The organism is Halapricum hydrolyticum (assembly GCF_025517535.1).
GTDB lineage: Archaea > Halobacteriota > Halobacteria > Halobacteriales > Haloarculaceae > Halapricum > Halapricum hydrolyticum.
Window position 1 is genome coordinate 492,678 of record NZ_JAOPKC010000001.1, and the last position, 26,739, is coordinate 519,416.

Genomic DNA, 26,739 nt, shown 5'->3' on the forward strand with positions numbered 1-26,739 from the left:
CCAGAGCAAAGCTCTGGCGAGCTCGACGATTGTTCGCTTCGTTCACACATCGTCGAACACCTCCAGTCTGTACTGTTCAGCCGGATTGGTGTCCTGAAGGATCTCCATGAGTTCGCTGTATCCACCGCGTTCGACTTTCTGTCGCTCTCGTTCGATCGTCTCCAGGGCGTCGTTGACCCGGTCGCCGAACAGCTGTTCGAGGTACGACCGCGGGATCCGCTCCGCGTCGACCGTCTCGCCGTCCCTGGAGTGCTGTGGCGGTGCAAACGGCGGGATGTAGTAGACGTTCGGGGTCGTCTGGTACTCCGGGTGCAACGGGAGCGCGACCTCGTACTGCTCGACGAGCTTGTAGATCGGCCCATCGGTATCGTCCAGATAGCCAACCAGCCGGAGCTGGGTCACACACTGGTCGGCGCAGGCCGGCGGGTGTACCTCGTCGTCCGGCCCCTCGCCCTCGATTCGGGGGTAGCAGAACACGCACTTCTCGGAGTTCTTCGAGACGGCGTTGTAGTAGATCTTCTTGTAGGGACAGCCCTCGACGCAGTACCGGTAGCCGCGACAGCGGTCCTGATCGACCAGGACCACCCCGTCCTCCTCGCGCTTGTAGACTGCCTGGCGCGGACAGGCTTCGACACAAGAGGGATGCGTGCAGTGGTTGCAGATCCGCGGCAGGTAGAAGTAGTAGCTGTTGGGGTGTTCGCCCGCACCCTGGTCTTCGTCCCAGTTGGGTCCCCACTCGGGCTTGCCGCCCTCGGGGGCGAGCTTCTTGTCCTCGCCCTCTTTGAGGATGCCCTCGTGATCGAACTCCCAGGCTTCGCCGTAGTCTTCGCTCGAGGGGATCTCGCCCGGCGTCCGCTGGGTGTGTTCTTCGGATTCCCAGCCACCGCCCTTCTGCTCCCAGTTTCGCGGGTACCCTTTCCCGGGACGGGTCTCGACGTTGTTCCAGTACATGTACTCAGTCCCCTCGCGTTCGGTCCAGAGGGTCTTGCAGGCGACCGTACACGTCTGACAGCCGATACACTTGTTGAGGTCCATCACCATCGCGACCTGGTGGTCGACCCCGTCGGCGATCTCGATGTTATCGTGAGCCATCAGTCCTCACCCCCCTTGGGTCGCACGTCACAGCGAACGTCGCTGTTGACGCCGGTCGGCCCCCAGAAGTTAGGGAAGAAGTGCAGGTGTTCGCCGCTGTCTTCGGGGTATTGCACCAGCTGGGTCGGCTTCATGTACATCGGGATCAGCGAGTTGAAGTTCTCGCGATTGGGGAACTGGTATTTCTCCCAGGCGAACCACATTCGGACCGTGCCGGGTTCGCTGGAGGGGTATATCTTGGCGATCGCTTCGATCTCCGAGAGGTCGTTGTAGATCTCGACGCGATCGCCGTCTTCGATCCCGCGTCGCTGCGCGTCGTCGGGGTGAATGAACACGACCGGTTCACCGCGGTTCAGCCGCAGCATCTTCTCGCTGTCGCGCCACGTCGAGTGGATCGACCACCGGCCGTGGGGCGTGTTGTACCGCAGGGGGTACTCCCGCTGGTCCTGCTGTTCCGGTGGTCGCTTGTGCGTCGGTAGTTGCTCGCCGTATTCGAGGAACCAGTCGTGGTCGATGTAGTACTGCTGGCGGCCCGTGAACGTCGGCCACGGCTCCTTGTCCTGAACGAAGTCTTTCCAGGGGGCGTAGGCTTTGTCGTCTTCGAGGTCAGAGGTCCAGTGGTCGCCGGCGGCTTCGAACCGCTGTGGCTGTTCGACCGTGTCCGCGAACGTGATGTGGTCGCCGTCTTCGGGGTTAGATTCCTCCGAGTGTTCGAGGATGTATTCGGCGGCGGCCTCGTCGTCTTCGAGGGCGCCCTCTTCGCCGGTCGCCCAGTCGCGGACGTAATCGTCGTGAACCGACTGCAGGTCGATCTCGCGGTCGAACTTGCGATCCTGGACCGAGTCGATGCTTCTCCGTTCTGCGATCTCCTGGATCTTCGCTGCGAGCTCTCTGAAGATCTGCCAGTCGGTCTTTGCCTCACCGAGTGGCTCGACTGCCGGCGTGAACGGGTGCACGTAGGTGTGCATGTCCGTCATGTTCAGGTCAGTCTTCTCGTAGTGGCTCGCGGCCGGCAGGACGATGTCCGCGTACAGCGCCGTCGAGTCCAGCCGGAAGTTGATGTCCACCACGAGATCGAGTTTCGGCCAGAGAACCTCTTCGATGGCGACGTTCCCCTTGGCCTGGTTGAAGAAGTTCCCCCGCCAGACGAACATCGTCGTCGGTTCCGGCCGGAAGCCGTCTTCGCGCTTCTCGGGATAGACCGGCATCCATCCCTCGTTTACTGATTTCAGGATCTTCGATCGAGTATCCTCGTCGGTGTTATTGAGGATCCCGCCGTGGAAATAGGTCCACAGCGTCGTCGGCACACCACGGACGCTGCCGGTGGGGAACGACAGCGTCTTCCAGCCGTTGAACGTCCAGATCTTTTCCTGGCCGACGTAGTGATCGACGCCGGTACCGTTGCGGCCGATGTGGCCGGTCAGCGTGACGAGCAACTGGACCGCGCGGTTGCCCAGGTCGTTGTGATACCAGTCGTTGATCCCCTTGCCGTGGATGATCTTCGCGGCGTCCGCCTCGGCGAACTCCCTGGCGATCTTCTGGTGGGTCTGTTCGCCGACGCCGGTCTCCTCGGCGACGTACTCGGGCGTGTAGTTCGACAGCTCTTCATTGAGATTGACCCATACAGACCGGACGGGAACCTGCCCGTCGGTGGTCGTCACCTCCGTCTCGACGTCCAGCTGGGGATCGAAGTCCAGTTCGATCGACTTGCTGTCGTCGTACTTGGCCTCGCGGTCGCCGAGCGAGCCGGGCGCGATCCGCAACTCGCCCTCGCCGTCCTGCATGACCATCACTTTCTCGGGATCGTCGACGTCCTCGCCGAGTCCCGGGACCTCGCTGGCCCGCAGGAACTTCCCGGTGTCCGCCCGGACGAGCAACGGCATGTCAGACTGCTCTTTGAGGTGGTCCTCGTCGTACAGACCTTCCTCGGCGATGGTACGGGCCATCCCCAGCGCGAGCGCAGTGTCGGTCCCCGGGTTCGGGCTGAGCCACTCGTCGGTATGGATCGCCGTCTGGGAATAATCGCTGAAGATTCCGACCCGCTTGGCACCGTCGTAGCCGGCGTCGAGGAAGTACTTCGCGTCGGGGATGCGCGTGACGTTGACGTTGCTACCCCACGCGATGATGTAATCGGCGTTGTACCAGTCGGCGCTCTCGGCGTTGTCGGTTTGGTGGCCCCAGGTGATCGGCTGGCCCGGCGGCAGGTCCGAATACCAGTCGTAGAAGCTGTGGCTGACGCCACCGAGTAGGTTGATCAGCCGCGTTCCCGAGGCGAAGGAGACGGGGCTCATCGCCGGGATCGGCGTGAAACCCGAAATGGCGTCGTATCGCCCCTCAGTCACCTCGTTGATGACGTGTTCGGCGATCTCCCGCAACGCCTCGTCCCAGCTAATCCGCTTCCACTGACCATCGCCGCGCTCGCCGGTACGCTTGAGCGGGTATTTCACGCGCTGCTCGGCGTCGACGTAATCGCTGTAACAGGCCCCTTTCTGACAGCCACGTGGGTTCGGATCCGGGAGATCCTCGTCGAATCGAGGGTAGTCGTTGGCCTGCTGTTCGCGCCATACCTGACCGTTCTTGACGTAGACGTCCCACGAACAGGAGCCGGTGCAATTGACGCTGTGTGTCGACCGGGCGATTGAGTCCCAGTCCCACTCCTCGCGATAGAAGTCCTCCCAGTCCCGGTAGGGGTAGGAGCCGATCGGATCGTCGACCAGTTCGAGGTGGTTCATGCCCTGCTGTGCTATCGTTGCGCCCGTCGCGCCGACGACGCTCGCCACGCCGACTCCCTTCATGAAGTCACGGCGCGAGACGTCGTCCGGATCGTCGTTGCTACTCATTGGTCTGGATGAAGACGGTTGCTGTTCCGAGTGCGATTCCGAGCGTCACGAGCACCGCTCCGGCCGCGCTGACCGGGCCGACTTCCAGGCCGGCCGCGATCAGCGCCAGTCCGAGCAGTTTGCTCGCGATGTCTACGTGTCGATACGTCCGCGTCTGCAGTTCGAGTTCAGTCATCGGCAGGCACCTCCGGGGTAGCGTCGCTGTCGGGTACCTGTAGCGTCCGGTAGACGATCCCGAACGCCGCGATCGGGCCGACGATCATCGCGGCCAGCAGAGTCGGGTTCAGAACGTCCGTACTGAGGCCGACTGCCTCCGCGAGCAGGTTGTTCATCCCCGCGATCGAAGCGATCATCACGAACACGACCGCCGCGACGCCGAGACCGGTCTGCCAGGGCCGATCGAGCGGATCCGCGGTGAAGTGAACCGGCTCGTCGTCCCGATCGATGAACGGCCAGGCGAAAATGACCAGGAACATGAGCGTCGGCAGCAGCACGCCACCGATGAACTCCGTGCTGACGTGGATCCCGATGCCCGGGATCGTGAACGACAGCCCCGACGGTAGCACCTTCAAGAATCCGTACAGCCACATGAAGAACCAGTCCGGCATGATCAGTGCAGGAGTTCCGGCGGGGTTCTGTGGCCCGTACTCGGCGATGTTGTGAACCGGCAGGAAGCCCGCCAGAATCGACAGCGTCGCCAGCGTCAGGAAGAACACGACGGCCGAAACCGCCGCCTGGTTGGGGAACGCCGGCAGGCCGACGACGACCGTATCGTCGTCGCGATCGACGGTCTTCCCTCTCGTCTCGGTCGGCGCGACGTCGTCGTCGCGCTGGGCCTCGGTGTGCTTCTGGCGGATCAAGACGCCCATGTGTACTGCCAGCCCGACCGCGATCAACAGCGGAATCACCAGCACGTGCAGGAAGTACATGCGCGGTATCGTCGCGCTCGAGGGGAACGACCCGCCGAAGACGATCTTCCCGATCGCGTCGCCAGCGATCGGGATCGACGTGGCGACGTTGTAGCCGATCCCCGTCGCCGTCGCGGCGAATTCGTCGAACGGCAGCGCGTAGCCGGTGTACGCGCCGCCCATCGCCAGGATCGCCAGGCCGGTCCCGACGATCCAGTTTGGTTCGCGGGGATTGCGATACGCGCCCGTGAAGAACACGCGCAGCATGTGCAGGCCGATCGAGGCGACGAACAGGTGCGCCGCCCAGTGGTGGAACCGGCGGATGAACATGCCGAAGGGCACGTCGTAGGTGATCTGCAACACCGACGCGAACGCCGCCGGCAGCTCCTCGCCCTGGAACTTCACGACCGAGCCCTCGTAGGTCGTCTGGGAAGTCGACGGCTCGAAGAAGAAGCCGAGGAAGATCCCCGTCAGCACGAGCATCACGAAGCTGAACAGCGCGACCTCGCCCAGCAGGAACGAATCCTCTGCGGGGAAGGCCTTGCCCGCGTACTCCTCGGCGTCGCCGAGATCGAGACGGTCGTCGAACCACCGATAGAGTGCGCTCGACAGCGACATCACTCACCTCCGGGCCCGACGGGGCCCTCGAAGTCACCGGTCGCGACCAGATATCCCTCGCTGGAGATGGTGATCGGCAGCTGCGGGAGCGGCCGCGGTGCGGGACCGCCGACGACTCTCGCCCCGCTCTTCGGGTTGAACTTGCCGTAGTGGCAGGGACAGACCCACGTCGAGTTCTCCCGATCGTCGACCATACAGCCTGCGTGCGTACAGACTTTCGAATAGGCGGCGTACCCGCCAGCGGTGAACGCCATGTTGGTCTCGCCGCCGTACTCCGATTCGGGGAACCGGACGAGCAGCGTCGGCGCGTCCTCCAGCCCCGGTCGCGGTTCCGGGAAGACGGTGAGTTGCTCGCCGTCGCTGAGGCGGTTTTCCGTGATTCGCTCGCCGCTCCCGTCGACCAGCGGGATCCCGTCGCCGTAGACTGGGCCGGTGTATTCGCGCTCGAAGACGCGCTGCAAGCTCGCCAGCGGTGCCGCCAGGCTAGCGATCGCCGTCAGTCCGCCGACCGTCGCCAGCGCCTTCGCATAGTCGCGGCGGCGCACCTGCGCGCGCACGTCAGTGTAGATGCTCGGTTGTCCGCGACTGTCATCGTCGTGATCGTGCTCACCGTGCCCCTGGTCGTCGTGTTCGTCCCACTGGTCGTCGTGCGATCCGGTCATGGTTCGTGCCCTCGCTGTTCGGCGACCTCGACGTGCGGGAGGAACCAGGCGTAATACGCCACGGTCAGCAGTGCCAGCGAGAGGAACATCCCGGTGGCGTACAGCCCGAAGTACTGAGTGCGCGCGAGCGTGAGATACTCGCCGGTGAACAGCGCGGCGAAGACGATCGCTAGCACTGTCAGACCGCCCATCGCTGCCAGTCCCTCCACGGACTCGGTCGCGTCGTGGTACTCGACCACCCACCGGTGGTCGGTGTCGATCCAGGACCACCCCGTCCGGCCACCGTCCGTGGTGGCGTCCGGATCAGGTGGTCTCACTGCCCGGTTCATGAAGCGGTGGACCGCAGCGAGTGTCCCGAAGAGCCCGAACAGGGCGACCCAGACGATCACGCCGACCTGGCTCGGCGAGAGCTTGTTCGGCGTGTCGAGGACCCCGTCGAGAGGCTGTATCTCCGAGACACTCTGGTCGATCGCGATCTCCTCCGACGGCGGCTCGCCGTGCAGTGCGACGTACCACATCGGCAAGAGGACCGCGATCACCACCGCGGCGATGACGAGTGTCTTCCTGTTCATGGTTCAGTGACCGTACTGCTCGACGTGCCGGCCGACACAGTACGGGCTCTACCAGTGATACACACCCGTCCGGTGTAGGCCCTCGACCTAACGCCTGAGGGACTTTATATCAGATTCTCTATGAATATATTCGGCGATCGATTTATAACGGGGGAAGTTGCGAGTACTACGGCGATTTGCCCGAACATATTCGCCACCACGCCTTTCGCTGTGGGGTGAGTAGCTTAATATAATGACCGGGATCTGTGCGGAGGTCCGCGTCGAGGGGCCAGCCGTCTGTCAGCTGGCGACCCATGCGGGCTCGTCCGGCACGATCACGTCGGTATCGCGGGGCAGTACACCCGCGGACGGCGGCACGGTCACCGAAGAGTTTACCGTCAGCGACGACGCGGCGTGGCTCTCGACGTTCGAGTCGGAGCCGATCTTCTCCTACGGCGAGCAGACGGTTCACCGGTTCTCGCGGCCCGCAAACCAGGGCTGTGTCTGCGAACTCGTCGAGCAGAGCGGGTGTGCTGTCCGCGACATCCAGATCGTCGACGGGTCGGTCCTGGTGACGTTCATGACGACTGATCTCCAGACGATCCGGGATGTCGTCAGCGATCTCAAAGCGAGCCACGAGGGCGTACAGATCCGCCGACTCACCCGCTCACAAGAGGACGATGACGGAACCCGGCGGACAATCGTCGATCTGGACGTGCTGACGACTCGTCAGCGAGAAGTCCTCGAAACCGCCCACGAGATGGGCTACTTTTCGCATCCGAAGTGCGCGAGCGCGGGCGAAGTCGCCGAGGCGCTGGACATCGCGACGCCGACGTTCACTGAACACCTCTCGGCCGCCCAGCACAAGTTGCTCGACGAGCTGCTCGAACGGTCGCGAACGGCACGTTCCGAACGGCAGTGATCGAAGTGTATCACAACTAGTCCCCGGGAGCGGCAGTGGTCGGAGTACCGCATATCAGCCCGCAGTCAGCGCTTCTTCCAGTGATGCCCGGTGGAACGCGACGGACTCGTCTCTGCCGACCGGCGGATAGCGAGGGTTCGTCACGTCGCCGGCGGAATCGACCGCGCTCTCGGCGATAGCGACGACGCGATGCGCAGCACGGATCGTCGGGACGGCCCTGACCTCAGCGTACCCGTCTCTGAACGCCCGACGGAGCGGTTCGGGATCGGTGACATACCAGTCTGCGACGAGGTACTCGGATTTCGCGATCGAGAGGGCGGGCGCGGCCGCAAGCGGCGCTTCCCAGTCTAGCACTGCCGTTATCGAATTGTCGGCGACCAGGGCGTTACCGGGACGGAAGTCCCACGGAAACAGTCGGGCGACAGGATCGGTGCCCGGTGAGACCGCAACCAGGGCACGGAGGTCGTCGCGGAGCGGATCGAACTCCGAGGGGAGTCGGTCGATGGCTCGCCGCCCGTACTCCCGGAACCACGCTCCCCAGTCTCGACCGTCCGACACGAACGTCCCGTCCGAGAGCGTCAGTCGCCCGTGGCCGTCAAACCGGAACGCTTCGTGCAGCCGGGCGAGTGCCGTGCCGAACCAGCGCGCGAGGTCGCGGCGCGTCTCGTCGCCGGTCGAGGCGAACACTTCGTGGAGATCGTCGCCGGCGACGTAGGCGGTAAGCATGTACGCGACGCCGCCGTGCGTGCCTGCCGCGAGCACTGGGGGAACGGGGACGAACGTTTGCCGGCGGATCGCACCCAACAGCGCCGCCTCCGTGCGCAGCCAGGTCCGCTCGGTGCAGACCTGTACGACGACCGGCCCGCGGTCCGCGAACCTGGCGACTGCCGTCTGCTTTCGACGACCGCGATCGATCGGTACGACTTCGACCGGAGTGCCGTCGATGGTATCGAGTGCGACCGCAGCCGCGGTACGCAACGGCTCGGCGTCGAACGCCGTCGCCAGCAGCGACTCGATCATCGGCTTCCCCGCAGGATCGCCGGGAGCTCGACGAGCGAGTCGATCACGTACTCCGGTTCGTACGCCCCAACCTCCCGGTCCTCGTGCAACCACGCCGCCGACAGCCCTGCGTTGTGCGCGCCGGCGACGTCGTACCCCAGCGAGTTGCCGACGTACAGTGTCCCTCCTCGGGACACGCCGAGTTCCTCGAGGGCACGATCGAACGGCGCAGTGTGTGGCTTCGAGCGGGGAAGCTCCGCGCCGTAGACGAGCGCGTCGAACCGGTCTGCAACGCCGAGTGCCTCGAGTTTCGTCCGCTGACGGTCCCGTGGACCGTTGGTGACGACGCCGATCGGACCGACCGCCGCTGCACTCTCCAGTGCAGTCTCCACACCCGGGAGGCGAGTTACCGCTCTGTCGTCGATCGCCGAGACCATTGCCCGGGCGAGCGCGAGCGTGTCGACGCTGGATCGCCCGTGCTGGGCGGCAACCCTGGCGAATCCCGCACCGAAGTACCCGACCGTGTCGCTGTGGTCCGGCGGCCCCTCCAGCGCCGTCCAGAGGGCCTCCGGATGGCCGAACGGCGTCTCCCCGATACGTTCGAACGCCTGCTCGTATACCATCTGCATGTCCTGTGTGCGCCGACAGAGCGTCCCATCGAGATCGAAAAGAACGGTGTCAATATCTGTCATGGTGGGGGCTTGGCGCTGCTGAAAGAAAAGCCGACGCCCGATATCAGATCGAGAATATACCTGTCGGCCTCAGCAGGGGCGACAGCCATCTCAATACACAGCGCGGTGTGGCCTCCTCCCCGTCGTGAACAGAGAGCGAGCGGACCTCCCTCAGGCAGTCGGGCGCAACCCAACGACGACGGGGCTTCCCGAACCAACCGGAAAGGCGAGATTCTCTCGCTGTATGAAGATAGAAAGCTTTTCACAGCTATGAGAACCGCCCTGATCAGGCCGGCAGATGATTGGCGTGGTGAATACAGCGGAGACGTCTTGCACGCCGAACCGTTTTTGCATAATCCCTATACCCGTCCGCCGAGTGGCGAAACCATGGCCGAACTGATCACAACACAGGGCACCCTACGCTCCGACGACCTAGGGCTGATTCTGCCCCACGAGCACGTCTTCGTAGACCTCGGGCCGATCGAGGAAGAGAACTGGCGGGACGCAAAGGCGGCCGACGTGATCGAGCTAATGGGCCCCGAGGTCGAGGCGGCGATGTCCGCCGGCGTCACGTGCCTGGTGGAGTGCACGCCGACGGGCGTGGGTCGGCGTGCTGACATCGACGTCGCCGTCTCGGAGGCGACCGGCCTCCCGCTCGTCCTCCCGACAGGGATTTACCGGGAGCCCCACATCCCGGACTGGGCCCGCGACGCGAGCGAGACCGAGATTCGCGAGTGGATGGTGGAAGAACTGACAGAGGGAATCGAGAACACCGGAGTCCGTGCGGCCTGGATCAAACTCGCGTCGAGCGACGACGGCGTGACCGAGATAGAAGAGAAAATCCTCCGCGCCGCAGCGGCGGCGGGCGCGGAAACCGGCGCGCTCATCGGCAGCCACACCACCGCGGGACGGATCGCCCACGACCAACTCGACGTGATCGAGGACGTCGGTTACGATCCCAGTCGGTTCGTCTGGATTCACACACAGGCAGAGGACGATCCCTCGCTACACCGGGAGGTCGCCGAGCGAGGCGCGTGGATCGAATACGACGCTATCGGTGGCGAGAAGTCAGACGCGTACTACCTGGATCGCATCGAGTCAGCGCTGGATGCAGGACTCGGCGATCACGTTCTCCTCAGCATGGATCGCGGATGGTACGACCCCTCAGCGCCGGGCGGGGGCGAACCAGATCCTTACACGTACCTCCCGGAGACCTTTCTGCCGAAGCTCAGTGACGTCGTGGGCGAGGACGAAACGCGACGACTGACACACGTCAACCCCTTCCAGGCGTTCGCACGCCGGCGAACCCGATAGATCGTCCCCACCCGCTGGCGAGTCAGTTGCCGTCAAACGACTCTGCCCCCGAGTGTGATCTGGGAAGGTCCCGCAACTCCGGATGTCCGCGTCAACTGCTCTGCTCGACTCGCGCCGTCGTCGGGTTCTGCCCGACTGCGTGAGGCTGCGGTCCCGCTCCGTTGGCGGCACGAGGGGTGTCACCGGGGAGTCTCGGGCGCAAGCAGCGATTCGATCCGTTCGAGATCCGCGTCCCCGAAGTCGTCGTGGTCGGAAAGCGACATGAGCGGCGCGGCGAGGACGCTCGCGGTAATCGCCGACGCCGTCTCGGCGAGCACCTGCCGTCGATCGTCGGTCAGGCTATCCATCGCCTCCAGGCGCGAGAGGGCACGCTCTAGTTCCTGCTGTTCGATCTCGCGGCCGCGTCGCCGGATCGCCCGCGCGAGCCGTTCCGGATCGCGAGTCTGTGCCGACGAACCGCGTTCTCTCTCTGAGATGGGCGACCGTTCAAACGCGCCCGTCTGCTCGGTCTCCGGATCGTCGGGTTCGGGGTCGCCGTGTTCTGAATACATCGGTCGTTCACCTCACTGTCGGTCCCGGACGAACACTCGCGTGACGTGGCCGCCACAGCCACACCGGTCGACGTACGTCACGTCGATCCCCCCGATCGCCTCCCGAAGCGCCTCGTAGAGGTATCCGTCCGGGTGACCGTGCTCTCCGTGAGTGACGAGGTTGACGTGTGTTCCCTCGGCCGTGTGGCGGACGGCCTCGATCGCCTGCTCGACGAGGAGTTCGCGGTCGGCGGCGTGTTCGGGCTGTTCGAGATTCGCGGACCACGACCCCGTATGGAGGCGATCCGTGATCGGTTCGGCGTCGGTGCTGGACATATCCAATACTGCATTCTGCTTCCCGAAGCGTACTCTCCCGAACGTGTTCGCCCATTCGCTCGACACCGGCGCGGGTGGGGCCGCTAGGACAGTTCCTCTTCGAGGTAGTTCAGTTGCGCTTCGAGTTCCTTGCGGCGCTGGCGCTGTACGACCGTCGCGTCGAGGATAGATCCGCCGGGTGCGTCGAGCGCGAACTCGGTTTCGGCGGTCACCTCGGTCTCCCCGTCCTGTTCGGAGAGTGCGTACGTCGTCGTCATGGACTCGAAGTTCCCCTCGGTCTGCTCGTAGGCCAGGGCCGCCTCGTCGTCCTCGTACACCTCAAGCGTCAGTGAGATCCGCAACAACCCCAGCGCTTTCGAGATCTCCAGTCGATCGCCTTCGACGTCGACCTCGTCGAATCCCGACGCTCGCATGAACGGCTCGAGATCCGCGAGCACGTCTTCGATCTCTTCGGGCGGTGCCTCGATCGTGCGTGTGACGGTGACGGACTCCATAGCTGTGATTGGACGCTGACAGCGTTTCAAGCTGCGGTTACTGTTTCGGGAGTTTCGCGACGAACGTCCGCTCGTCGCGCTGTTCGACCTCGTAACCCTCCGCGTCGAAGGTCTCGACTTCAGCCCGGAATTCGTAGAACAGCGGTTTCGGCTCGTGGTCGTTGAGGATCGTCAGTACGTCACCGCTGTCGAGCGACTCGAAGGCGTTGTGGATCTTCGGATGGCGCTGTGGCGGCGGAACGTCCCTGAGATCGAGCTCGGTTTCGGCCATGGTCGGTACTCTCTTCGCCAGCAGCGAGTGTCTTCGCGCGAACGTGTTCGGGGACGACGTATCGTCCCGTCCCGTTTCGAACCGGTGGGGACTAGTGTCCCGAACACGTTCGATCGGGTAATGCCACGGGCGAAGCTCACGCTGACAGTGCCACGGGAGGTGTGGCTGGGCGAACTCACCCGACTGTATCCGGACGCGACGTTCAGAGTGCTCGCGGCCCTGAGCGACGACGTCGACGCCGGCGTCGGGCTCGCGGAGGTGATCGCCGAGGACACCGCTGCAGTCCTCTCGAAGATGGCGAGCTACGAGGACGTGACCGACATCGACCGCCTGCAGGAGGAGGACGGCAAGGTACTGATCCGGTTTCGGACGACGATGCCGCTGTTGCTCTTTCCGGCCCGTGATTCGGGGATCCCGCTGGAGATGCCCTTCGAGATCGGCGACGGCGAGGCCGTCTGGGAACTGACGGCTCCGCAGGATCGGCTGTCGGCACTCGGCGAGCAGCTGGACCAGTTCGACATCAGCTACACTGTCGATTACATCCGCCAGCACGTCGCCGAAGAACCGCTGTTGACCGATCGCCAGCGTCGCCTCGTCGTCGAGGCCGTCGACGCCGGGTACTACGACACACCCCGGGAGAGTTCGCTGACCGAGCTGGCCGACCGTCTAGACATCGCGAAATCGACCGCGAGCGAGACCCTCCATCGCGCCGAAGAGCAGATCGTCAAGGAGTACGTCACCCAGCTGGAATCCGAATAGCGGACCCCTTACTTTCCTTCCGTGGCCGACTCCGGACGCGGGACGGTCACGTCTGTCAGTTGCGATTCAATCTCCTCGCGTCGCCGTTCGAACTCGCCGGGGAGGACGAGTCGCTCGCCGAGCGAGTCGAGCGGTTCGTCGCTGGTGTAGCCCGGATCGCTGGTCGCCAGCTCGAAGAGCACGCCGCCGAATTCCCGGAAATACACCGACCGAAACCAGTGGCGGTCGATCTGCCGGGTCGGGTTCAGTCCCGCTTCCCGGACGGCCGCCCGCATCGCCATCTGGTCGTCGTCGGTCGGCGTCTGGAACGCGACGTGATGGACTGTCCCGTGGCCCTGTCGCCCCCGATCGGTCGACCGGACGAGATCCACGTACGTCCCGACGGGTCCGGACCCAGCGAAGCGCCGTCGCTCTCTTTCGGGACCGCCACTTTCAGACGTGACCGGTCCAAGTTCGTCCATCCCCATCGTCCGGAGGAGTTCGGCCGTCGGATCGGGATCGGACAGCCACAGCGTTACCGAGTGAAAGCCCCGAATCGCCGCGTCCTCGGGGACGAAGGCCGTCCACGGGACGGTCGGATCGTCTTCGGGAATCGGGACGGCGACCAGTTCGAGCGCCAGCCCGTCGGGATCGCGAAACGGCAGTACGGTTTCGGCGTGGCGGGCTCCGTCGTTCGCCCTTGCTGTGCTGTCTTCCGGCCTCTCGACGACGCGCTCGAACCGGTCGTCGTAGTCGACGCCGTACTCCTCGAAGCGCGCCTCCCAGTAGTCGAGGCTGCCCTCGGGGACCCGAAACGCCGTTCGAGCGGCCTGTCCGGCACCGGCCTGACCCTGGGGGAGATCGCGCCACGGGAAAAACGTCATGCTCGTGCCGGGCGTGCCCTCGGCGTCGGCGAAGAAGAAGTGGTACGTGCCGGGGTCGTCCTGGTTGATCGACCGCTTGACCAGCCGCAGGCCGAGCGTCTCGACCCAGAAGTCGAGGTTCCCCTGGGGATCGCTGGCGATGCAGGTGACGTGATGGATGCCGGGCGTCGGAGTCGGATCGGTCATCAGCGAGCGTAGGGGTCGGACGAACTTGAATTCGTGCTGACGTGCGTGTCACCGGGGGGTATATTGTAGGAATGGCGGACTGACCCGGTGTCGGGGCGTCGATCACGCCGGGACTATCGTGGTGAGACGGCCTCGCCGTCGGCACTGGAGCGGTAGATCGCCTCCACGAGTCGCTGGATTGTCAGTGCCTGTTTGACCGTGTTTCGCTCCGGCGGCTCGCCGGTCGCGACGGCCTCGAAGAACGCCTGCTGCTCGGCCGCGTGCCCGTCGTAGTCGGCAGTCTCGACAGTCGTCGTGCGGTGGTGATCGACGCCGTGACCGACCGACTCGTACAGCGTCAGTTCGCCGTTCATATCGAGGTACGCCCCGCCGTCGGTCCCGCGGAGTCGGAAGGCCTTCTCGTCGGTGCGGTTGGCGGCCCACGCAACATCCAGCGAGATTGTCGCGTCGTCGGCGGTTCGTAGCTGCGCCGTGACCGAGTCCTCGACGCTGACGGTACCGTCCTCGCCGCCCCAGCCCTCGACGTCGACGTAGTCCTCGCGCTGTCCGAACGTCGATCGCGCGACGCCGCTGACTTCCTCGATATCGGGGAACGAAAGCACCGAGAGCACGAGATCGAGAGCGTGGACGCCGATGTCGATCAGCGCACCGCCGCCGGCGACGTCAGCGTCGGTGAACCACGTCCCCTTGCCGGGAACGCCCCGGCGACGGACGTAGGTCGCGTCGACGTGCTGGATCGACCCGAAGAAGTCGTCGGCGCGGTAGGCCGCCAGCGCTTCGGCACGCGGGTCGAACCGGTTGTGAAAGCCGACCATGCAGATTTCGTCGGCCTCCTGTGCTGCGGTCGCGATCCGCTCGGCGCTCTCGAGCGTGTGTGCGAGTGGCTTCTCGACGAGTACCGAACGACCGGCCCGTAACGCACCGACGGCATACTCCTCGTGGTAGGCGTTCGGCGTCGTCACGATGACCGCATCGACCGCGTCGTAGAAGCTGGTCCGGTCGGTGTAGGTGTCGATTCCGTATTCGGCCTCGAAACGCTGGCGCGCGGACGGGTCGACGTCCAGCCCGGCGACCAGTTCGGCGTCGTTTTCGCGGACGAGTTCGGCGTGATAGGCCCCGATACCGCCGAGGCCGACGATCCCGACGCGTGGTGTGGTACTGCTATTCACCATGTCCTAACCGGACGAACGGACAGCGTCAAAGGTGTGTTGGTCTGCCACCCGCAGTCGATGACAGCTACTCGTAGGTGACGCCTTCGAGGACGATCTTGGTCGCCTCGTAGTCCTCGATGACGGAACCCCAGCCGCCGACGTCGACGGTCCCGTCGTCGGTCTCGATAGTGATCGTGGCCTGTCCGCCCAGATAGAGGAACGGCGCGTCCGTCCCCGCGGCTTCCAGACTCGGGTACGAGACGTCGACGATCTTGCCGTCGAAGGACACCGTCGAACCGGACTCGACTTCGAGACCCTCGACGCTGACAGAGAGCGTCGCGCCGTCCTCCAGCAGCGGCCAGACGTCCCGGATGCACTGACGGATGTTGACGTACGTCCGCGGGAGCGAGTCGTCGGTGTCCTCGACCAGCGGCTCCGTCGACTCCCAGAGTCCAGCCATGAAGAACCAGTGGAAGACGTACGCGTGGGTCCGGTCCTCGACGATGATTCCGTAGCGGTTCGCCGAGAGGACGTGTGGGGCGAAGCAAGTCGAGGTCCGGTCGACGAGCGCGATAAACGGCATCGGAATCGCCCGGTATCGGACCTGTGTCGCGACGCTATCCAGTTCTTCTTTCGGAGGGAGCGATTCGCCTTCTTCCAGGTACAGTGCGAGCCTGATGTGGACGCCGTTCTCGTGGGCCGCTTTGAGCGCCGGACGGAGGCGCTCGTACTGCTCGCGATCGGCGGCGACCTGGACCTGGTTTACTGCCTCCCTGATCTTCGTCTCAGCTTTGTCCAGAACCGTGTCCATCCGCTTGACGAAACTCACGGTATGGGAGTCCATCGTCGGCGCTTCCCAGCGATCTTCGATCTCGTCGGCGGCCTGCTCGAACCGATCCGCACGCTCGCGGAGGTCTTCGAGCACCGAATCCGGACTGTAGGCCCTGGCGTGGAGGCTGTCCTGCTCGTAGGTCTCGATGTAGCCGTGTTTTTCCAGATCCCGGAGGACGTCGTAGATCCGTGGATCCGGGACGTCACTCTTTTCGGCGATGTCGGTGGCCGACGCGGAGCCGAGTTCGAGGATGGTCACGTACGCGTCGGCCTGGTACGGCGAGAGGCCGGCGTCTTCGAGTACCGTCGTCAGCGTGGACGTATCCATTGTTGTCATCGATCCAGTGTCCGTCGTCATCGATCCTTCCCTGGCTGTGGCCACTGCGGGAACTTCGGCTCGGCGATCCGCTCTACTTCCTCGTCGGTCAGCTCGATATCGACGGCGGCGACGTTCTCTTCGAGGTGATCGAGCCGTCGGGGGCCGATTATCGGTGCGGTGACGACGTCCTGTTCGAGCAGCCACGCGAGGCTGACCTGCGCCGGCGTCGCGTCTTTCTGTTCGGCGATGTCCCGAATCTCGTCCAGGACGTCCCAGTTCTCCTCGGTGAAGCGATTCTGGGTGTACTCGTCGGTCGCAGCCCGCAAGTCTTCGCCCGGCTCATCGTCGCGTTCGTACTTGCCGGTGAGGAATCCGCCGGCCAGCGGCGACCACGGAATCACGCCGATGTCTTCCTCGGCACAGATCGGCAGCAGGTTCGCCTCCTCGTGGCGATCGACGGCGTTGTACTCCGGCTGCATCGAGACGAACCGTTCGTAGCCCTCGATGTCGGCGGTGTACAGCGCTTTCGAGAACTGCCAGCCCGCCATCGTCGAGGCCCCGATGTACCGAACCAGGCCTTCGTCGACGAGATACGTCAATGCAGACAGCGTCTCTTCGACGGGCGTTTCCTCGTCCCAGCGGTGGATCTGATAGAGATCGATGTAGTCGACGCCCAGCCGATCCAGACTGGCGTGGGCCTGATCGATGACGTGCTTGCGCGAGAGTCCCTGTCCGTTGGGGCCGTCGTGCATCTCCCCGAAGACCTTCGTCGCGATCACCAGCTCGTCCCGGCGATGGCTGGCGATGGCTTCGCCGACGATTTCCTCGCTTTCACCTGTCGAATAGACGTTCGCGGTGTCCAGAAAGTTGATCCCGAGGTCGATCGCTCTGTCGATGATCTCGAAGCTCTGCTCGCGATCGTCGATCATCCACTCGGCCTCACTGCCGAAGTTCATACAGCCGAGGGCGAGTTGGGACACCTCCAGACCGGTCGATCCGAGCGTCGTGTATGGTACCACGTCACTGTCCATGATCGTATATTTTAATCGACGTTGTAAAAATCTGCTGTGTGTCTGCTAGCTTGAACAATCCGTCGAGAGCTACACGGTGACACGACGACCTTCACGGGGTCTCGATCGAGAAGGGGATCGAAGCGAGACCGTCGCCACTACAGTTGGGTGGGGGTTTCGAAAGGGTGTGGTGGGGGTGGGGGGTGGGGGTGGCCCGTGAGGGCACCCAGGAGAGAGAACGTCGTCACGACGGGGTACCCACGGGCTACCAGGAGTTACAACTCTGATTGTAAAAATCGTTTCGATATCGAGCGGAAGGTGCGAATCCGATATCGGGCGTGTGACTACGGCTGGCGGGTCCAGACGACGGCCTGGCCGTTGTCGAGTGCGACTTCCTGCAGGTCGGGATCGACACCCGGGGCGACCAGGGCGGGCTCCCAGCCCGAACCGGGAATCGCATCGTCGAGCGCCGTCGGTCCGACGGTCGTTTCGGGCCCTTCCATGTTCCCGACGAACAGGATCTGTTCGTCGCCATCGGGCGACCCCCGGAAGCCGTAGTAGACGACGGTCCCGTCGACCGGGTGGACGTAGTCGAACACCTCGTCGCCGTCGACGTCGATGTCCTCCAACAGCCACGGCCGCTCCTGGCGGAACTGCCGGACGCGGTGCATGAACGCAGCACGATCGTCGTCGAGCGTGTCTAGCCAGTGTGAGAGGTTCGCGAACTCGTTGACGTCAGCCATCCAGGCCTCGCCGAAGCGTTCGAGGTCCGCTGCAGTCACTGCCTTCCCCGAAAGTGGGGATCCGAGCGCCTCGATGGTCGCCGCCATGTCCTCCAGCTCCCAGTCGGTGGCCTCGCCGACGTCGTGGAGGACGTGGACGAACTGGTCCAGGTCGTCGCGGTCGTTGACCCCCATCGCCTTCAGACGCCCGAAGAACCGGTCGTCGTCGTACAACTCGGCGGGGACGTGCCAATCGAGGAAGTTGTCCTCTTCGGCGACGACTTTGACGTTCCACTCGTCGTCGGTATCACGCATGAACGACCAGGGCGCGTGGGCGTTCGCATTGAGGAAGTCCATCGGCACGCCCGGCAACAGACAGTGCAACAGCATGTTCGTCGAGGGCTGGTCGTAGGCCTCGTCGATGATCTCGGGGCCGTCCTCACCCAGATAGGGGTTGATCGGATCCTCTTCCCAGCCCTTCGGGAGCGGCTGCTGGGTCCCCCGGCGCAGCGTGTCGTGGTTCGCGACGCCGGTGATCCAGTTGCTGCCGAAGTCCGCGACCTCGAAGACGCGCCACCACTTGCTCGCCCAAAAGGTCAGCAGGGCGGGCTTGTTGTGCGCGAAGGTGATCGGCGACCACTGGAAGCTGTGGGGGTGCTGTTTGATGAGTTCCCGATAGGTCGAAGCCAGTTCCCAGTCCCCGCGGGGCCAGGGCCGACCGTCCTCGTAGATCATCCAGGGTCGGTACTCGGTCCCGGCGACCTCCTGTGTGACCTCGTCCATCTCCGCGAGGAACTCGTCGTCGTGGAACAACTCGTCCGGGCCGGGGTCGTAGTACTTGAAGTCCTGTGCGCCGTCGACGCGGATGCCGTCGGCGCCGAAATCCATCTTCCGGCGCTGCAGATCCAGCACGATTGCCCGGACGACCGGATGCAGGTAGTCCAGTTCGAGCCCGTACATTCCCGGCCCCTCGATGAACGTCTCGTCGAGCAGTTCGTCTGCCCGACCTTCGGCGTGGCCGAGCGCGATGTCGAAGACGATCCGGATCGGCTCGGGCAGGTTGTGACACGCGGCGATGAAATCGACCAGTTCGTGTGGCCGGCCGGTCTCCAGGATCGCGGGGTTCGGGGCCGAGAACGCCCGGATGACGATGTCGTAGCCCCAGTTGATCAGGTCGGGCTGTTCGGCGACGAACTCGACCGTCTCGCCTCCTTCGAGCGCGACGCGATCGCCCTCGACCGACCAGAAGTCGTGGTTCTCGCGGTGCTCGGTGATCGGCTCGACCGGCATCAGCTGGATCGCGTCGTAGCCCAGGTGGATCCGTTCGCCCGCCGTCAGGTCCTCGTCGCTCCGGAGCTTCTCGCCGATCCGTTCGTATCGCCGTGCGAGCCCGCCGAGCGAGCCGCTTTCAGTCGCCGTGCCGGGATGGACTTCGACCATGCTCGTCGCCGGGTCGACTCGCGGGAGCCCGTCGTCTTCGGTCGTGGGGATCGGTTCCTCGTCGGTGCCGAACTGTTCGAAGTATTCCCGATCGTCACGCTCGGCGTCGAGCGTGTCGAGATCGATCAGTTCCGCGGGCCCGAACACGCCGAACGGCACCGAGTACGCCATCGGATCCTGTACGGTGTGCCACTCGCCGTCCTGGCGGTAGACGAGCTGGTAGAGCGATCCGAACTGCTCGCGCGTCCCCGGAGTCATGCCCTCGACGACGGCCCAGTGATACTCGCCCTCCCGGTAGATCGGCAACCGATCGCGGCGGACCTCGATCCGCTGTTGATCGACGCCGTCTTCGAACACCTGCACGTCCTCTGTCGGCGTCAGTACCTCCAGATACACGTCCTCGTGGGGCACGCCCGCCTCGACGATCTCCGGCGTCCAGAACCCGACCTCGGTGACGCCGTCCTCGTAGTGTGCGCCCAGCCGGGCGACGATCTCTTTGGCTGCCTCGAAGTCGTCTTCGTGACGGTCGCGACAGTCTCGGTGCCACTCGCAGAGGGCCTCTGTGGCGTCTTCGAGCAAGGTGACTTCGGTGGTCATGCTGGTACAACTCTTGTTGTACCCGACGTCGGCCACCAGCATAAAAACCGGGGGCGATCTTCCGCTCGTGAGAGGTCACGTCACCACACCCGTTGTAAAGAATTTTGTTCCGGGGGCGACAATAACGTAGTATGAACACGAGCGAGCGGGAGTTGCCGATCGAGGCGTGGCCTCCGGACGACCCCGTCGAGACGCTCCAGTCGTTTCTGGCGGATCGGTACGGAGATCGCCCGGATACGGTTCAGGAGCGAATCGAACGCCAGTTACCCGCGCTCTGGCGGGCCTACACCGAGGTTTACGGTGACGATCGCGAGTCCGTCACGTGGCTGCTCGGGGCGGTCGAGGCGGCGGTCGAGGCGTTCGACGAGCGGCCCGACCGATTGCGTTCGCTGGATCGATCGCGCGCCGATGTCGACGACTGGTTTCAGGACCCCGAGGAGGTCGGCTACATGTGCTATGTCGATTTGTTCGCAGGCGATCTCGAGGGCGTCCGCGAGAAGATCCCCTATCTGAAAGAGCTCGGCGTGACCTATCTCCACCTCATGCCGCTGCTGGAGCCGCGGGAGGGGCGCAACGACGGCGGCTACGCCGTGAAAGACTACCGGTCGGTCGACCCCGACCTGGGCACGATGGAGGACCTGCGTGAACTGGCCGCCGACCTGCAAGACGAGGGGATCAAACTCGCGCTGGACTTCGTGATGAATCACACCGCTCGCGAACACGAGTGGGCACAGGCCGCGATGGACGGCGACGAGCGGTTCGAGGACTTCTATCTGACCTTCGAGGACCGCGAACTTCCCGACCAGTACGAGCAGACGCTCCCGGAGGTGTTCCCGGACTTCGCGCCGGGGAACTTCACCTACGTCGACGATCTGGAGCAGTGGGTCTGGACGAGTTTCTACGACTTCCAGTGGGACCTCGATTACACGAATCCCGACGTGTTCGTCCAGATGTTCCGCGAGATGGCGTTTCTCGCGAACGTCGGGACCGACGTGCTCCGGCTGGACGCCGTCCCGTTCCTCTGGAAGGAACTCGGGACCGATTGCCGGAACCTGGAGGAGGCTCACTGGATCCTGCGGGCCTACCGGGCGCTGATGCGGATCGCCGCGCCGGGCGTGCTATTCAAAGCCGAGGCCATCGTCGCCCCAGAGGAAACGATCAAATACCTCGGCACGGGCGGCTACGAGGGCGAGGAGTGTGACATCGCCTACAACGCGCCGCTGATGGCTCACCTCTGGCACGCGCTGGCCAGCGAGAACACCCGGTTGCTCGAGCAGGCTCTCGAAGAGCTCCCGCCGACGCCCGAGGGGGCCTCCTGGCTCAACTACGTCCGGTGTCACGACGACATCGGCTGGGGCCTGGACGACGAGGACGTCCGCGCGGTCGGCCAGGACCCGACCAGCACGCGCAAGTTCTGTTCGGACTTCTACGCGGGCGATCACCCCGACAGCTACGCCGAGGGGTATCGCTTCCAGGAGGAACCGACCGGCGTCGCCCGGACATCCGGGACAGCGGCGGCGTTGACTGGCCTCCAGAAAGCCCGCGTCGAGGGCGACCCTGAAGACGTCGACGCGGCGATCCAGCGGTACCTGCTCATGCACCAGGCCGCATTCGTCATGCAGGGAATGCCGCTGCTCTATAGCGGCGACGAGGTCGCCCAGCTGAACGACTTCTCGTATCTGAACAACCCGATCAAGGCAGAAGACAACCGCTGGGTGCACCGCTCGCCGATGAACTGGGACGCCGCCGAGCGCCGCACCCTGGAGGGGTCGGTCGAACAGCGCGTCTTCGAGGGAATCAAGCGGCTCTCGGCGGTCCGAGAAGGTCGGCAAGCGTTGCACCACCGTGGCGAAGAGATCGTTCACGACGTGCCGAACGATTCGGTGTTCGTCGTCGAGCGCGCACACGACGGCGAGCACCTGCTCGCGGTCTCGAACTTCTCGGGGGAGTCGAGGGCGGTCGCCTTCGAGGACCTCCCCGAGCCCTGGGACGCCGGGAGCTACCACGAGATTATCCGCGAGGAGACCGCCGTCTACCCCGATGGCCGGATCCTCCTGGAACCGTACGGCTATCGGTGGCTCGAACCGACCGACGCTGCGCCCGGCGAGGCGGTGTCGACGCACGTCGAGATCGATGTCGAGACCGAGTACGGCGAGGAGGTGTTCCTGACCGGCGATCAGGAGGCACTTGGCAACTGGGACGTCGAGTCGGCCGTCCCGCTATCCGGCGAGGACTATCCGACCTGGGAGGGTGAGTTCGACCTCCCCGAGGGGACCTACGTCGAGTTCGAGTGGCTGAAAAAACGCGACGGCGAACCGATCGAGTGGTCCGGGGACCGTTACTTCACGAAAGCCGGCTGGGACACCGCCTGGCTGCTGGAGTGAACCGGTCCACAGCGACGATTTCGAGTCGTCGGTCGCGGACGTGACTGTTCTCAGGGCTGTCCGAGCGGGACGCGCTCACCCTCGCTGTCGCCACGGACCCAGATGTAGTCGTAGCCGTCCAGATAGAACGTCATCGGGCCGTCTTCCTCGAAGTCGTAGTGGCCGGGGCCGAGCAGGTCGGCCGTCGCGCCCCACGGCAGACCGGGGTCGATGGTCACCTCGCGGTACTCCCCGGAGAGGTTGTGCGCCGTGATCAGCACGGTGTCTTCGTACTCGGCCCGGAACACCCAGACGTCGTCGGCTTCGACCGGGACCTGTCCGAACTCGCCCTTCCAGAGTTCCGAACAGAGCGAGCGCGTGTGTGCGAGGGCGGCGACCCGGTTGTACAGCGAATAGGGTTCGCCGAGCTGGTCGGCGACGTTGATCTCCCGGTAGCTGAACTCGCCCTCGTCGATGACAGGGAGGATGAGATCATCGGCGTCGGCCGTCGAGAAGCCGGCGTTGCGGTCGTCGGACCACTGCATCGGCGTCCGGACCGGGTCGCGCTCCTCCAGCGAGAGGTCCTCGCCCATCCCGATCTCGTCGCCGGCCAGGATGACAGGCGACCCCGGCAAGGAGAACATGAGGCTGTGGGCCATCGCGATGCGATCGGGGTTGTTCTCGAAGATGCCGGCGGTCCGGCGCGCGTGGCCGCGCTCGAAGATCCAGGCGTCCTCGTCGTCGGGGTTGAACAGCTCCTTGGCGTGCCAGAAGGCGTCGTCGGGCAGCTTCAGCAGGTTCAGCTCGTCGAAGTTCCGCAGGAAGTTCGCCCACTGGCCGTTCTCGAAGACGTCGTAGGGCAGGATGTCGAACAACCGTTCCAGCGGCCAGGTGTCCTCGATCCCGAGCGCGTACACCAGATGTGCGTTGCCGACGAAGTTGAGCTGGAGGTCGAACTCGTCGCTGTCGCCGAAGTAATCGCCCAGCAGTTCCGGCTGGTCGTCGGCCTCCGCCAGCAAGACCGCGTCTGCTTTCTTCTCGCGGACGGTCTGGTTGAGCCGCCGGAAGAAGGCATGCGGATCGTCGAGTTCGTGGCCGTCTTCGCCCTTCCGGAAGGTCATCGGCGCAACGGCGTCGACCCGGAAGCCGTCGACGCCCTGTTCGAGCCAGAACTCCAGAATGTCCTCGACCTCGGACTGGAGTTGTGGATTGGCGATATCCAGATCGGGCTGGTAGTGATAGAACTGGTGGAAGTAGTGAGCGTCGGCCACCTCGTCGTAGCTCCAGACGCCGTCCTCGTGCTCGGGGAAGATGTTGACCGTCGAGTAGGCCGACTCGGGGTCGTCGGTCCAGCAGTAAAACTCGCGGTATTTCGAGTCGGGGTCCTCGCGGGCGCGCTGGAACCACTCGTGCTGGTCGGAGGTGTGGTTGAAGATCATGTCGATCAGCACGCGGATGTCCCGATCGTGGGCTTCTTCGACGACCGCCCGGAAGTCTTCTAGAGTCCCCAGCCGGTCGTCGACGTCGTAGTGGTCGGCCACGTCGTAGCCGTTATCACGCATCGGGCTCGGATAGAACGGCAACAACCAGATGGCGTCGACACCCAGCCGGTCGAGGTAGTCCAGCCGCTGGCGCAACCCCTCGAAATCGCCCCAGCCGTCACCATCGGCGTCGTAAAATCGCTTGACGTCAAGTTCGTACAGTACAGCGTCCCGGAACCACTCAGGTTGGTCTATCATCGTTCGTCCCTTGGCTAGTAGTTTACAATACCTGTTGTTAAATATTACGGGGCGTGAGGGGAGCGAGACGAGACCACAGGTGGTTTTATCCTCGGCGGCCGAACGGGCGAACGAATGAAGTCTACCGACGAACTCATCGACAGTGCGGGCGAGCTTGCAGACCGTGGCCTCTCGAAGGGGGAAATCGCCGACGAGCTGAACGTTTCCCGGGAGACGGCCAGCTGGCTCGTCGAACAGAGCGGCGAAGGGTCCGTCGAATCCACCGAAGCGGCCAGCCCGACGGACGTCCACGTCGACTGGAGCGCGATCGGCCGGGACAGCAAGCGCCTGACGCACGTCGGGATCGCGATGGCGGATCTGCTGGCTGACGAAGGCGACGAGGTCGATCTGACCGTCGGAATCGGCAAGTCCGGCGGCCCGCTGGCGACGGTCATCAGCCGGGAACTGGACACCGATCTCAGCGTGTACCTGCCCAGCAAGTACCAGTGGAACGACGAGGGCGAGAGCGGGTCAGGTTCGTTCTCGCGGAACTTCGCGTCGATCCGCGATCGGCAGTGTTACGTCGTCGACGACAACATCGACACCGGCCAGACGATGACCGAGACGATCCAGCACATCCGCGATCGTGGCGGCGACGTCGACGCGGCGGTCGTCCTCACCGACAAGCACGGTGAAGACGAGATCCTCGGTGTTCCGGTGTACTCGATGGTCGAGATCGTCCAGATGCAGGACTAGCGAGAGGGGCTCAGAGCCGGTAGATCCGCGCCTCGTACGGCCGGAGCGCGCTATCGAGGCGCGCCTCGGCGTCCTCGTAGTTCCCGATCAACAGCGTCGGGTTCTCGATCGACAGCGACGGCGGCGACCGCTCGCCGTCGCTCCAGTTCAACACGACCAGCAACTGGTCGTCTTCGAGCGTTCGGGTGAACGCGTACAGCGGATCCGGCGTTTCGACGAGGTCGTACTCGCCGTAGACGAGCGTCTGTTCGTCGTGACGCAGGTCGACCAGCTCGCGATAGTACTGCCAGACCGACCGGTCGGCCGAACGAGACGCCTCGACGTTGATCTCGGTGTAGTTATTGTTGACCTTGATCCAGGGGTCGCCGTCTGTGAACCCGGCGTTGTCCTCGCCCGACCACTGCATCGGCGTGCGCGCATTGTCGCGCGAGCGGTAGTTCACCACGTCACGGATCTCCTCGTAGCTGTCGATCTCGCCCTCTTCGAGCATGATCTCGACGGGGCGGCGCGTATCAACGTCGCGGGTCTCCTCCAGCGATTCGAAGTCGGCGTTGGTCATGCCGATCTCCTGACCCTGGTAGACGTACGGCGTGCCCCGAAGGCCGAACAGGAGCGTTCCGAGCATCGTCGCCGACTCGTAGCGATACTGCTCGTCGTCGCCGAACCGGGAGACGACCCGCGGCTGGTCGTGATTCTCCCAGTAGAGACCGTCCCAGCTGGTCTCGTCGAGTCCGGTCTGCCACTCGGTGAAGATCTCCTCGAAGTCCGACACCGACCACTCGCCGACGTCCCACCGTCCCTCCGGACCGAAGTCGATGAACGTGTGATCGAAGTGAAAGACCATGTTGAGGCCGTCGCCGTCGGCGCCGAGATATGCGTTCGCGGTCTCGACGTCGAGGTCGACCATCTCGCCGACGGTCATCACGTCGTAGTGAGCGAACGTCTCCTCGTAGAGGCCGCGCAGGTACTCGTGAATACGGGGGCCGTCGACGAAGTGCTCGTGTCCGGTCGGATATCCCGCGACTTCGCCGTCAGGGTACCCCTCCGGCTTCGAGAGGAGGTTAATCACGTCCATCCGGAACCCGTCGATCCCCCTCTCGAGCCACCAGTTGACCACGTCGTAGATCGCTTCCCGGACGTCGGGATTGCGCCAGTTCAGGTCGGGCTGTTTCTCGTCGAAGAGATGCAGATACCACGCCTCGCGGGTCTCGTCGTAGCTCCAGGCCGGGCCGCCGAAGTACGACTCCCAGTTGTTCGGGGGCTTGTCGGGGTCGCCCTCGACCCAGTGATAGTAGTCCGCGTAGCCGTCTTCCTCGCGGCGTGATTTCTGGAACCACTCGTGTTCGTCGGAGGTGTGGTTGACGACGAGATCCATCACGAGTTTGATGTCGCGGGCGTGCAGCGCTTCGAGCAGCCGCTCCCAGTCGGCCATCGCCCCCATCTCGTCCATGATCGACCGATAGTCGCGGATGTCGTAGCCGTTGTCCGCGTTCGGCGAATCGTAGACCGGGCAGAGCCAGACGACGTCGATCCCCAGTTCGTCGAGATAGTCGACTTTCTCGATAATTCCGGGAATGTCGCCGACGCCGTCGCCGTCGCTGTCGTTGAAACTGCGCGGATAGATCTGGTAGACGACCGCCTCCTTCCACCAGGCGCGCTCGATTCCGGCTGTGTCGTCGACTTCGCTGTCCATAGTTGTCTGTGGTTATTTACAACATTTGTAGTTTACCACATCGTCCGAGACAAGTTCTCGCAAACAATCGAAGGACTATCATCAATGTTAGGAAACGTATATGGGTCGCGTTAAGTTAGAGAA

Annotated in this window: 24 protein-coding genes; 5 read left to right on the forward strand and 19 right to left on the reverse strand. The window is 64.2% G+C overall.

Going from position 1 to position 26,739, the window contains the following annotated elements:
- Positions 1–42: 42 nt before the first annotated feature.
- Genes narH through OB916_RS02635 form a run of 6 tightly spaced genes read right to left on the reverse strand, consistent with a single transcriptional unit; the run spans position 43 to position 6,692 of the window.
- On the reverse strand, positions 43–1,092 hold the full coding sequence (narH, locus tag OB916_RS02610; protein WP_315907716.1) for a nitrate reductase subunit beta: 1,050 nt from the start codon (positions 1,090–1,092) through the stop codon (positions 43–45).
- Entirely contained in the window at positions 1,092–3,932 is a 2,841-nt protein-coding gene (locus OB916_RS02615; protein WP_315907717.1) for a nitrate reductase subunit alpha, read from the reverse strand. Before OB916_RS02615 ends, narH begins: the two co-directional genes overlap by 1 nt.
- Positions 3,925–4,107, reverse strand: coding sequence for a hypothetical protein (locus tag OB916_RS02620; RefSeq protein ID WP_315907718.1), 183 nt, complete (start codon positions 4,105–4,107; stop codon positions 3,925–3,927). Before OB916_RS02620 ends, OB916_RS02615 begins: the two co-directional genes overlap by 8 nt.
- Positions 4,100–5,458, reverse strand: coding sequence for a cytochrome b (locus tag OB916_RS02625; RefSeq protein WP_315907719.1), 1,359 nt, complete (start codon positions 5,456–5,458; stop codon positions 4,100–4,102). The genes OB916_RS02620 and OB916_RS02625 overlap by 8 nt, the downstream gene beginning before the upstream one ends.
- Positions 5,458–6,120, reverse strand: coding sequence for a QcrA and Rieske domain-containing protein (locus tag OB916_RS02630; protein ID WP_315907720.1), 663 nt, complete (start codon positions 6,118–6,120; stop codon positions 5,458–5,460). Before OB916_RS02630 ends, OB916_RS02625 begins: the two co-directional genes overlap by 1 nt.
- Positions 6,117–6,692, reverse strand: coding sequence for a hypothetical protein (locus OB916_RS02635; RefSeq protein ID WP_315907721.1), 576 nt, complete (start codon positions 6,690–6,692; stop codon positions 6,117–6,119). Before OB916_RS02635 ends, OB916_RS02630 begins: the two co-directional genes overlap by 4 nt.
- Positions 6,693–6,924: 232 nt before the next feature.
- Here OB916_RS02635 and OB916_RS02640 point away from each other — a divergent pair, with 232 nt between their 5' ends.
- Positions 6,925–7,593 carry a helix-turn-helix domain-containing protein gene (locus OB916_RS02640; RefSeq protein WP_315907722.1) on the forward strand — a complete coding sequence of 223 codons (669 nt, stop codon included), beginning with the start codon at positions 6,925–6,927 and terminating at the stop codon, positions 7,591–7,593.
- A gap of 54 nt (positions 7,594–7,647) precedes the next feature.
- Here the strand turns inward: OB916_RS02640 and OB916_RS02645 are convergent, their stop codons facing one another.
- Positions 7,648–8,613 (reverse strand): phosphotransferase family protein, encoded by a 966-nt coding sequence (locus OB916_RS02645; RefSeq protein ID WP_315907723.1) that lies wholly within the window; start codon positions 8,611–8,613, stop codon positions 7,648–7,650.
- Positions 8,610–9,284, reverse strand: a complete 675-nt coding sequence (locus tag OB916_RS02650; protein ID WP_315907724.1) for an HAD family hydrolase — start codon at positions 9,282–9,284, stop codon at positions 8,610–8,612. The genes OB916_RS02645 and OB916_RS02650 overlap by 4 nt, the downstream gene beginning before the upstream one ends.
- A 366-nt stretch (positions 9,285–9,650) precedes the next feature.
- Between OB916_RS02650 and OB916_RS02655 the strand changes: the two genes are divergently transcribed.
- Positions 9,651–10,577, forward strand: coding sequence for a phosphotriesterase family protein (locus tag OB916_RS02655; RefSeq protein WP_315907725.1), 927 nt, complete (start codon positions 9,651–9,653; stop codon positions 10,575–10,577).
- Positions 10,578–10,756: 179 nt separating this feature from the next.
- On the opposite strand, the gene OB916_RS02660 is transcribed toward OB916_RS02655, so the two are convergent.
- The 4 genes from OB916_RS02660 to OB916_RS02675 all read right to left on the reverse strand — a co-directional run bounded on the left by OB916_RS02660 (position 10,757) and on the right by OB916_RS02675 (position 12,208).
- Positions 10,757–11,128, reverse strand: coding sequence for a hypothetical protein (locus OB916_RS02660; protein WP_315907726.1), 372 nt, complete (start codon positions 11,126–11,128; stop codon positions 10,757–10,759).
- Positions 11,129–11,140: 12 nt separating this feature from the next.
- The gene (locus tag OB916_RS02665; protein ID WP_315907727.1) at positions 11,141–11,443 is read right to left on the reverse strand and encodes a CGCGG family putative rSAM-modified RiPP protein; all 303 of its coding nucleotides are present in this window, start codon (positions 11,441–11,443) and stop codon (positions 11,141–11,143) included.
- A gap of 83 nt (positions 11,444–11,526) precedes the next feature.
- Positions 11,527–11,937, reverse strand: a complete 411-nt coding sequence (locus OB916_RS02670; protein WP_315907728.1) for an SRPBCC family protein — start codon at positions 11,935–11,937, stop codon at positions 11,527–11,529.
- Between the two features lie 37 nt (positions 11,938–11,974).
- Positions 11,975–12,208 (reverse strand): DUF2249 domain-containing protein, encoded by a 234-nt coding sequence (locus OB916_RS02675; RefSeq protein WP_315907729.1) that lies wholly within the window; start codon positions 12,206–12,208, stop codon positions 11,975–11,977.
- 120 nt (positions 12,209–12,328) lie between these two features.
- On the opposite strand from OB916_RS02675, the gene OB916_RS02680 reads away from it, so the two are divergent.
- The gene (locus OB916_RS02680; RefSeq protein ID WP_315907730.1) at positions 12,329–12,967 is read left to right on the forward strand and encodes a helix-turn-helix domain-containing protein; all 639 of its coding nucleotides are present in this window, start codon (positions 12,329–12,331) and stop codon (positions 12,965–12,967) included.
- A gap of 8 nt (positions 12,968–12,975) precedes the next feature.
- Here OB916_RS02680 and OB916_RS02685 read toward each other — a convergent pair whose 3' ends face one another.
- From OB916_RS02685 to gghA, 5 genes are all read right to left on the reverse strand, one after another.
- On the reverse strand, positions 12,976–14,016 hold the full coding sequence (locus tag OB916_RS02685) for a VOC family protein (protein ID WP_315907731.1): 1,041 nt from the start codon (positions 14,014–14,016) through the stop codon (positions 12,976–12,978).
- A 113-nt stretch (positions 14,017–14,129) separates the two neighbouring features.
- Positions 14,130–15,188, reverse strand: a complete 1,059-nt coding sequence (locus OB916_RS02690) for a Gfo/Idh/MocA family protein (protein ID WP_315907732.1) — start codon at positions 15,186–15,188, stop codon at positions 14,130–14,132.
- Positions 15,189–15,252: 64 nt separating this feature from the next.
- Positions 15,253–16,326: a TrmB family transcriptional regulator gene (locus OB916_RS02695; protein ID WP_315907733.1), complete on the reverse strand. Its 1,074-nt coding sequence runs from the start codon at positions 16,324–16,326 to the stop codon at positions 15,253–15,255.
- A 26-nt stretch (positions 16,327–16,352) separates the two neighbouring features.
- Positions 16,353–17,348, reverse strand: coding sequence for an aldo/keto reductase (locus tag OB916_RS02700; protein WP_315907734.1), 996 nt, complete (start codon positions 17,346–17,348; stop codon positions 16,353–16,355).
- A gap of 323 nt (positions 17,349–17,671) precedes the next feature.
- A complete protein-coding gene (gghA, locus tag OB916_RS02705; protein WP_315907735.1) occupies positions 17,672–20,086 on the reverse strand; it encodes a glucosylglycerol hydrolase in 2,415 nt (804 codons plus the stop codon).
- A 131-nt stretch (positions 20,087–20,217) separates the two neighbouring features.
- Between gghA and OB916_RS02710 the strand changes: the two genes are divergently transcribed.
- A complete protein-coding gene (locus OB916_RS02710; RefSeq protein WP_315907736.1) occupies positions 20,218–22,470 on the forward strand; it encodes an alpha-amylase family glycosyl hydrolase in 2,253 nt (750 codons plus the stop codon).
- A gap of 50 nt (positions 22,471–22,520) precedes the next feature.
- Here the strand turns inward: OB916_RS02710 and OB916_RS02715 are convergent, their stop codons facing one another.
- The gene (locus tag OB916_RS02715) at positions 22,521–24,188 is read right to left on the reverse strand and encodes an alpha-amylase family protein (RefSeq protein ID WP_315907737.1); all 1,668 of its coding nucleotides are present in this window, start codon (positions 24,186–24,188) and stop codon (positions 22,521–22,523) included.
- Between the two features lie 114 nt (positions 24,189–24,302).
- Between OB916_RS02715 and gfcR the strand changes: the two genes are divergently transcribed.
- On the forward strand, positions 24,303–24,923 hold the full coding sequence (gfcR, locus tag OB916_RS02720) for a transcriptional regulator GfcR (RefSeq protein ID WP_315907738.1): 621 nt from the start codon (positions 24,303–24,305) through the stop codon (positions 24,921–24,923).
- A gap of 10 nt (positions 24,924–24,933) precedes the next feature.
- Here the strand turns inward: gfcR and OB916_RS02725 are convergent, their stop codons facing one another.
- Positions 24,934–26,616 (reverse strand): glycoside hydrolase family 13 protein, encoded by a 1,683-nt coding sequence (locus OB916_RS02725; protein WP_315907739.1) that lies wholly within the window; start codon positions 26,614–26,616, stop codon positions 24,934–24,936.
- Positions 26,617–26,739 lie beyond the last annotated feature (123 nt).

Excerpts from the sequence above, each read along its gene's own strand:
- OB916_RS02635 (WP_315907721.1), bottom strand. The coding sequence starts at position 6,692 with ATGAACAGGAAGACACTCGTCATCGCCGCGGTGGTGATCGCGGTCCTC.
- OB916_RS02665 (WP_315907727.1), bottom strand. The coding sequence starts at position 11,443 with ATGTCCAGCACCGACGCCGAACCGATCACGGATCGCCTCCATACGGGG.
- OB916_RS02675 (WP_315907729.1), bottom strand. The coding sequence starts at position 12,208 with ATGGCCGAAACCGAGCTCGATCTCAGGGACGTTCCGCCGCCACAGCGC.
- OB916_RS02625 (WP_315907719.1), bottom strand. The coding sequence starts at position 5,458 with ATGTCGCTGTCGAGCGCACTCTATCGGTGGTTCGACGACCGTCTCGAT.
- OB916_RS02640 (WP_315907722.1), top strand. The coding sequence starts at position 6,925 with ATGACCGGGATCTGTGCGGAGGTCCGCGTCGAGGGGCCAGCCGTCTGT.
- OB916_RS02655 (WP_315907725.1), top strand. The coding sequence starts at position 9,651 with ATGGCCGAACTGATCACAACACAGGGCACCCTACGCTCCGACGACCTA.
- OB916_RS02690 (WP_315907732.1), bottom strand. The coding sequence starts at position 15,188 with ATGGTGAATAGCAGTACCACACCACGCGTCGGGATCGTCGGCCTCGGC.
- OB916_RS02680 (WP_315907730.1), top strand. The coding sequence starts at position 12,329 with ATGCCACGGGCGAAGCTCACGCTGACAGTGCCACGGGAGGTGTGGCTG.
- OB916_RS02630 (WP_315907720.1), bottom strand. The coding sequence starts at position 6,120 with ATGACCGGATCGCACGACGACCAGTGGGACGAACACGACGACCAGGGG.
- OB916_RS02615 (WP_315907717.1), bottom strand. The coding sequence starts at position 3,932 with ATGAGTAGCAACGACGATCCGGACGACGTCTCGCGCCGTGACTTCATG.
- OB916_RS02695 (WP_315907733.1), bottom strand. The coding sequence starts at position 16,326 with ATGGATACGTCCACGCTGACGACGGTACTCGAAGACGCCGGCCTCTCG.
- OB916_RS02650 (WP_315907724.1), bottom strand. The coding sequence starts at position 9,284 with ATGACAGATATTGACACCGTTCTTTTCGATCTCGATGGGACGCTCTGT.
- OB916_RS02725 (WP_315907739.1), bottom strand. The coding sequence starts at position 26,616 with ATGGACAGCGAAGTCGACGACACAGCCGGAATCGAGCGCGCCTGGTGG.
- narH (WP_315907716.1), bottom strand. The coding sequence starts at position 1,092 with ATGGCTCACGATAACATCGAGATCGCCGACGGGGTCGACCACCAGGTC.
- OB916_RS02670 (WP_315907728.1), bottom strand. The coding sequence starts at position 11,937 with ATGGAGTCCGTCACCGTCACACGCACGATCGAGGCACCGCCCGAAGAG.
- OB916_RS02685 (WP_315907731.1), bottom strand. The coding sequence starts at position 14,016 with ATGACCGATCCGACTCCGACGCCCGGCATCCATCACGTCACCTGCATC.
- gghA (WP_315907735.1), bottom strand. The coding sequence starts at position 20,086 with ATGACCACCGAAGTCACCTTGCTCGAAGACGCCACAGAGGCCCTCTGC.
- OB916_RS02620 (WP_315907718.1), bottom strand. The coding sequence starts at position 4,107 with ATGACTGAACTCGAACTGCAGACGCGGACGTATCGACACGTAGACATC.
- OB916_RS02660 (WP_315907726.1), bottom strand. The coding sequence starts at position 11,128 with ATGTATTCAGAACACGGCGACCCCGAACCCGACGATCCGGAGACCGAG.
- OB916_RS02715 (WP_315907737.1), bottom strand. The coding sequence starts at position 24,188 with ATGATAGACCAACCTGAGTGGTTCCGGGACGCTGTACTGTACGAACTT.
- gfcR (WP_315907738.1), top strand. The coding sequence starts at position 24,303 with ATGAAGTCTACCGACGAACTCATCGACAGTGCGGGCGAGCTTGCAGAC.
- OB916_RS02645 (WP_315907723.1), bottom strand. The coding sequence starts at position 8,613 with ATGATCGAGTCGCTGCTGGCGACGGCGTTCGACGCCGAGCCGTTGCGT.
- OB916_RS02710 (WP_315907736.1), top strand. The coding sequence starts at position 20,218 with ATGAACACGAGCGAGCGGGAGTTGCCGATCGAGGCGTGGCCTCCGGAC.
- OB916_RS02700 (WP_315907734.1), bottom strand. The coding sequence starts at position 17,348 with ATGGACAGTGACGTGGTACCATACACGACGCTCGGATCGACCGGTCTG.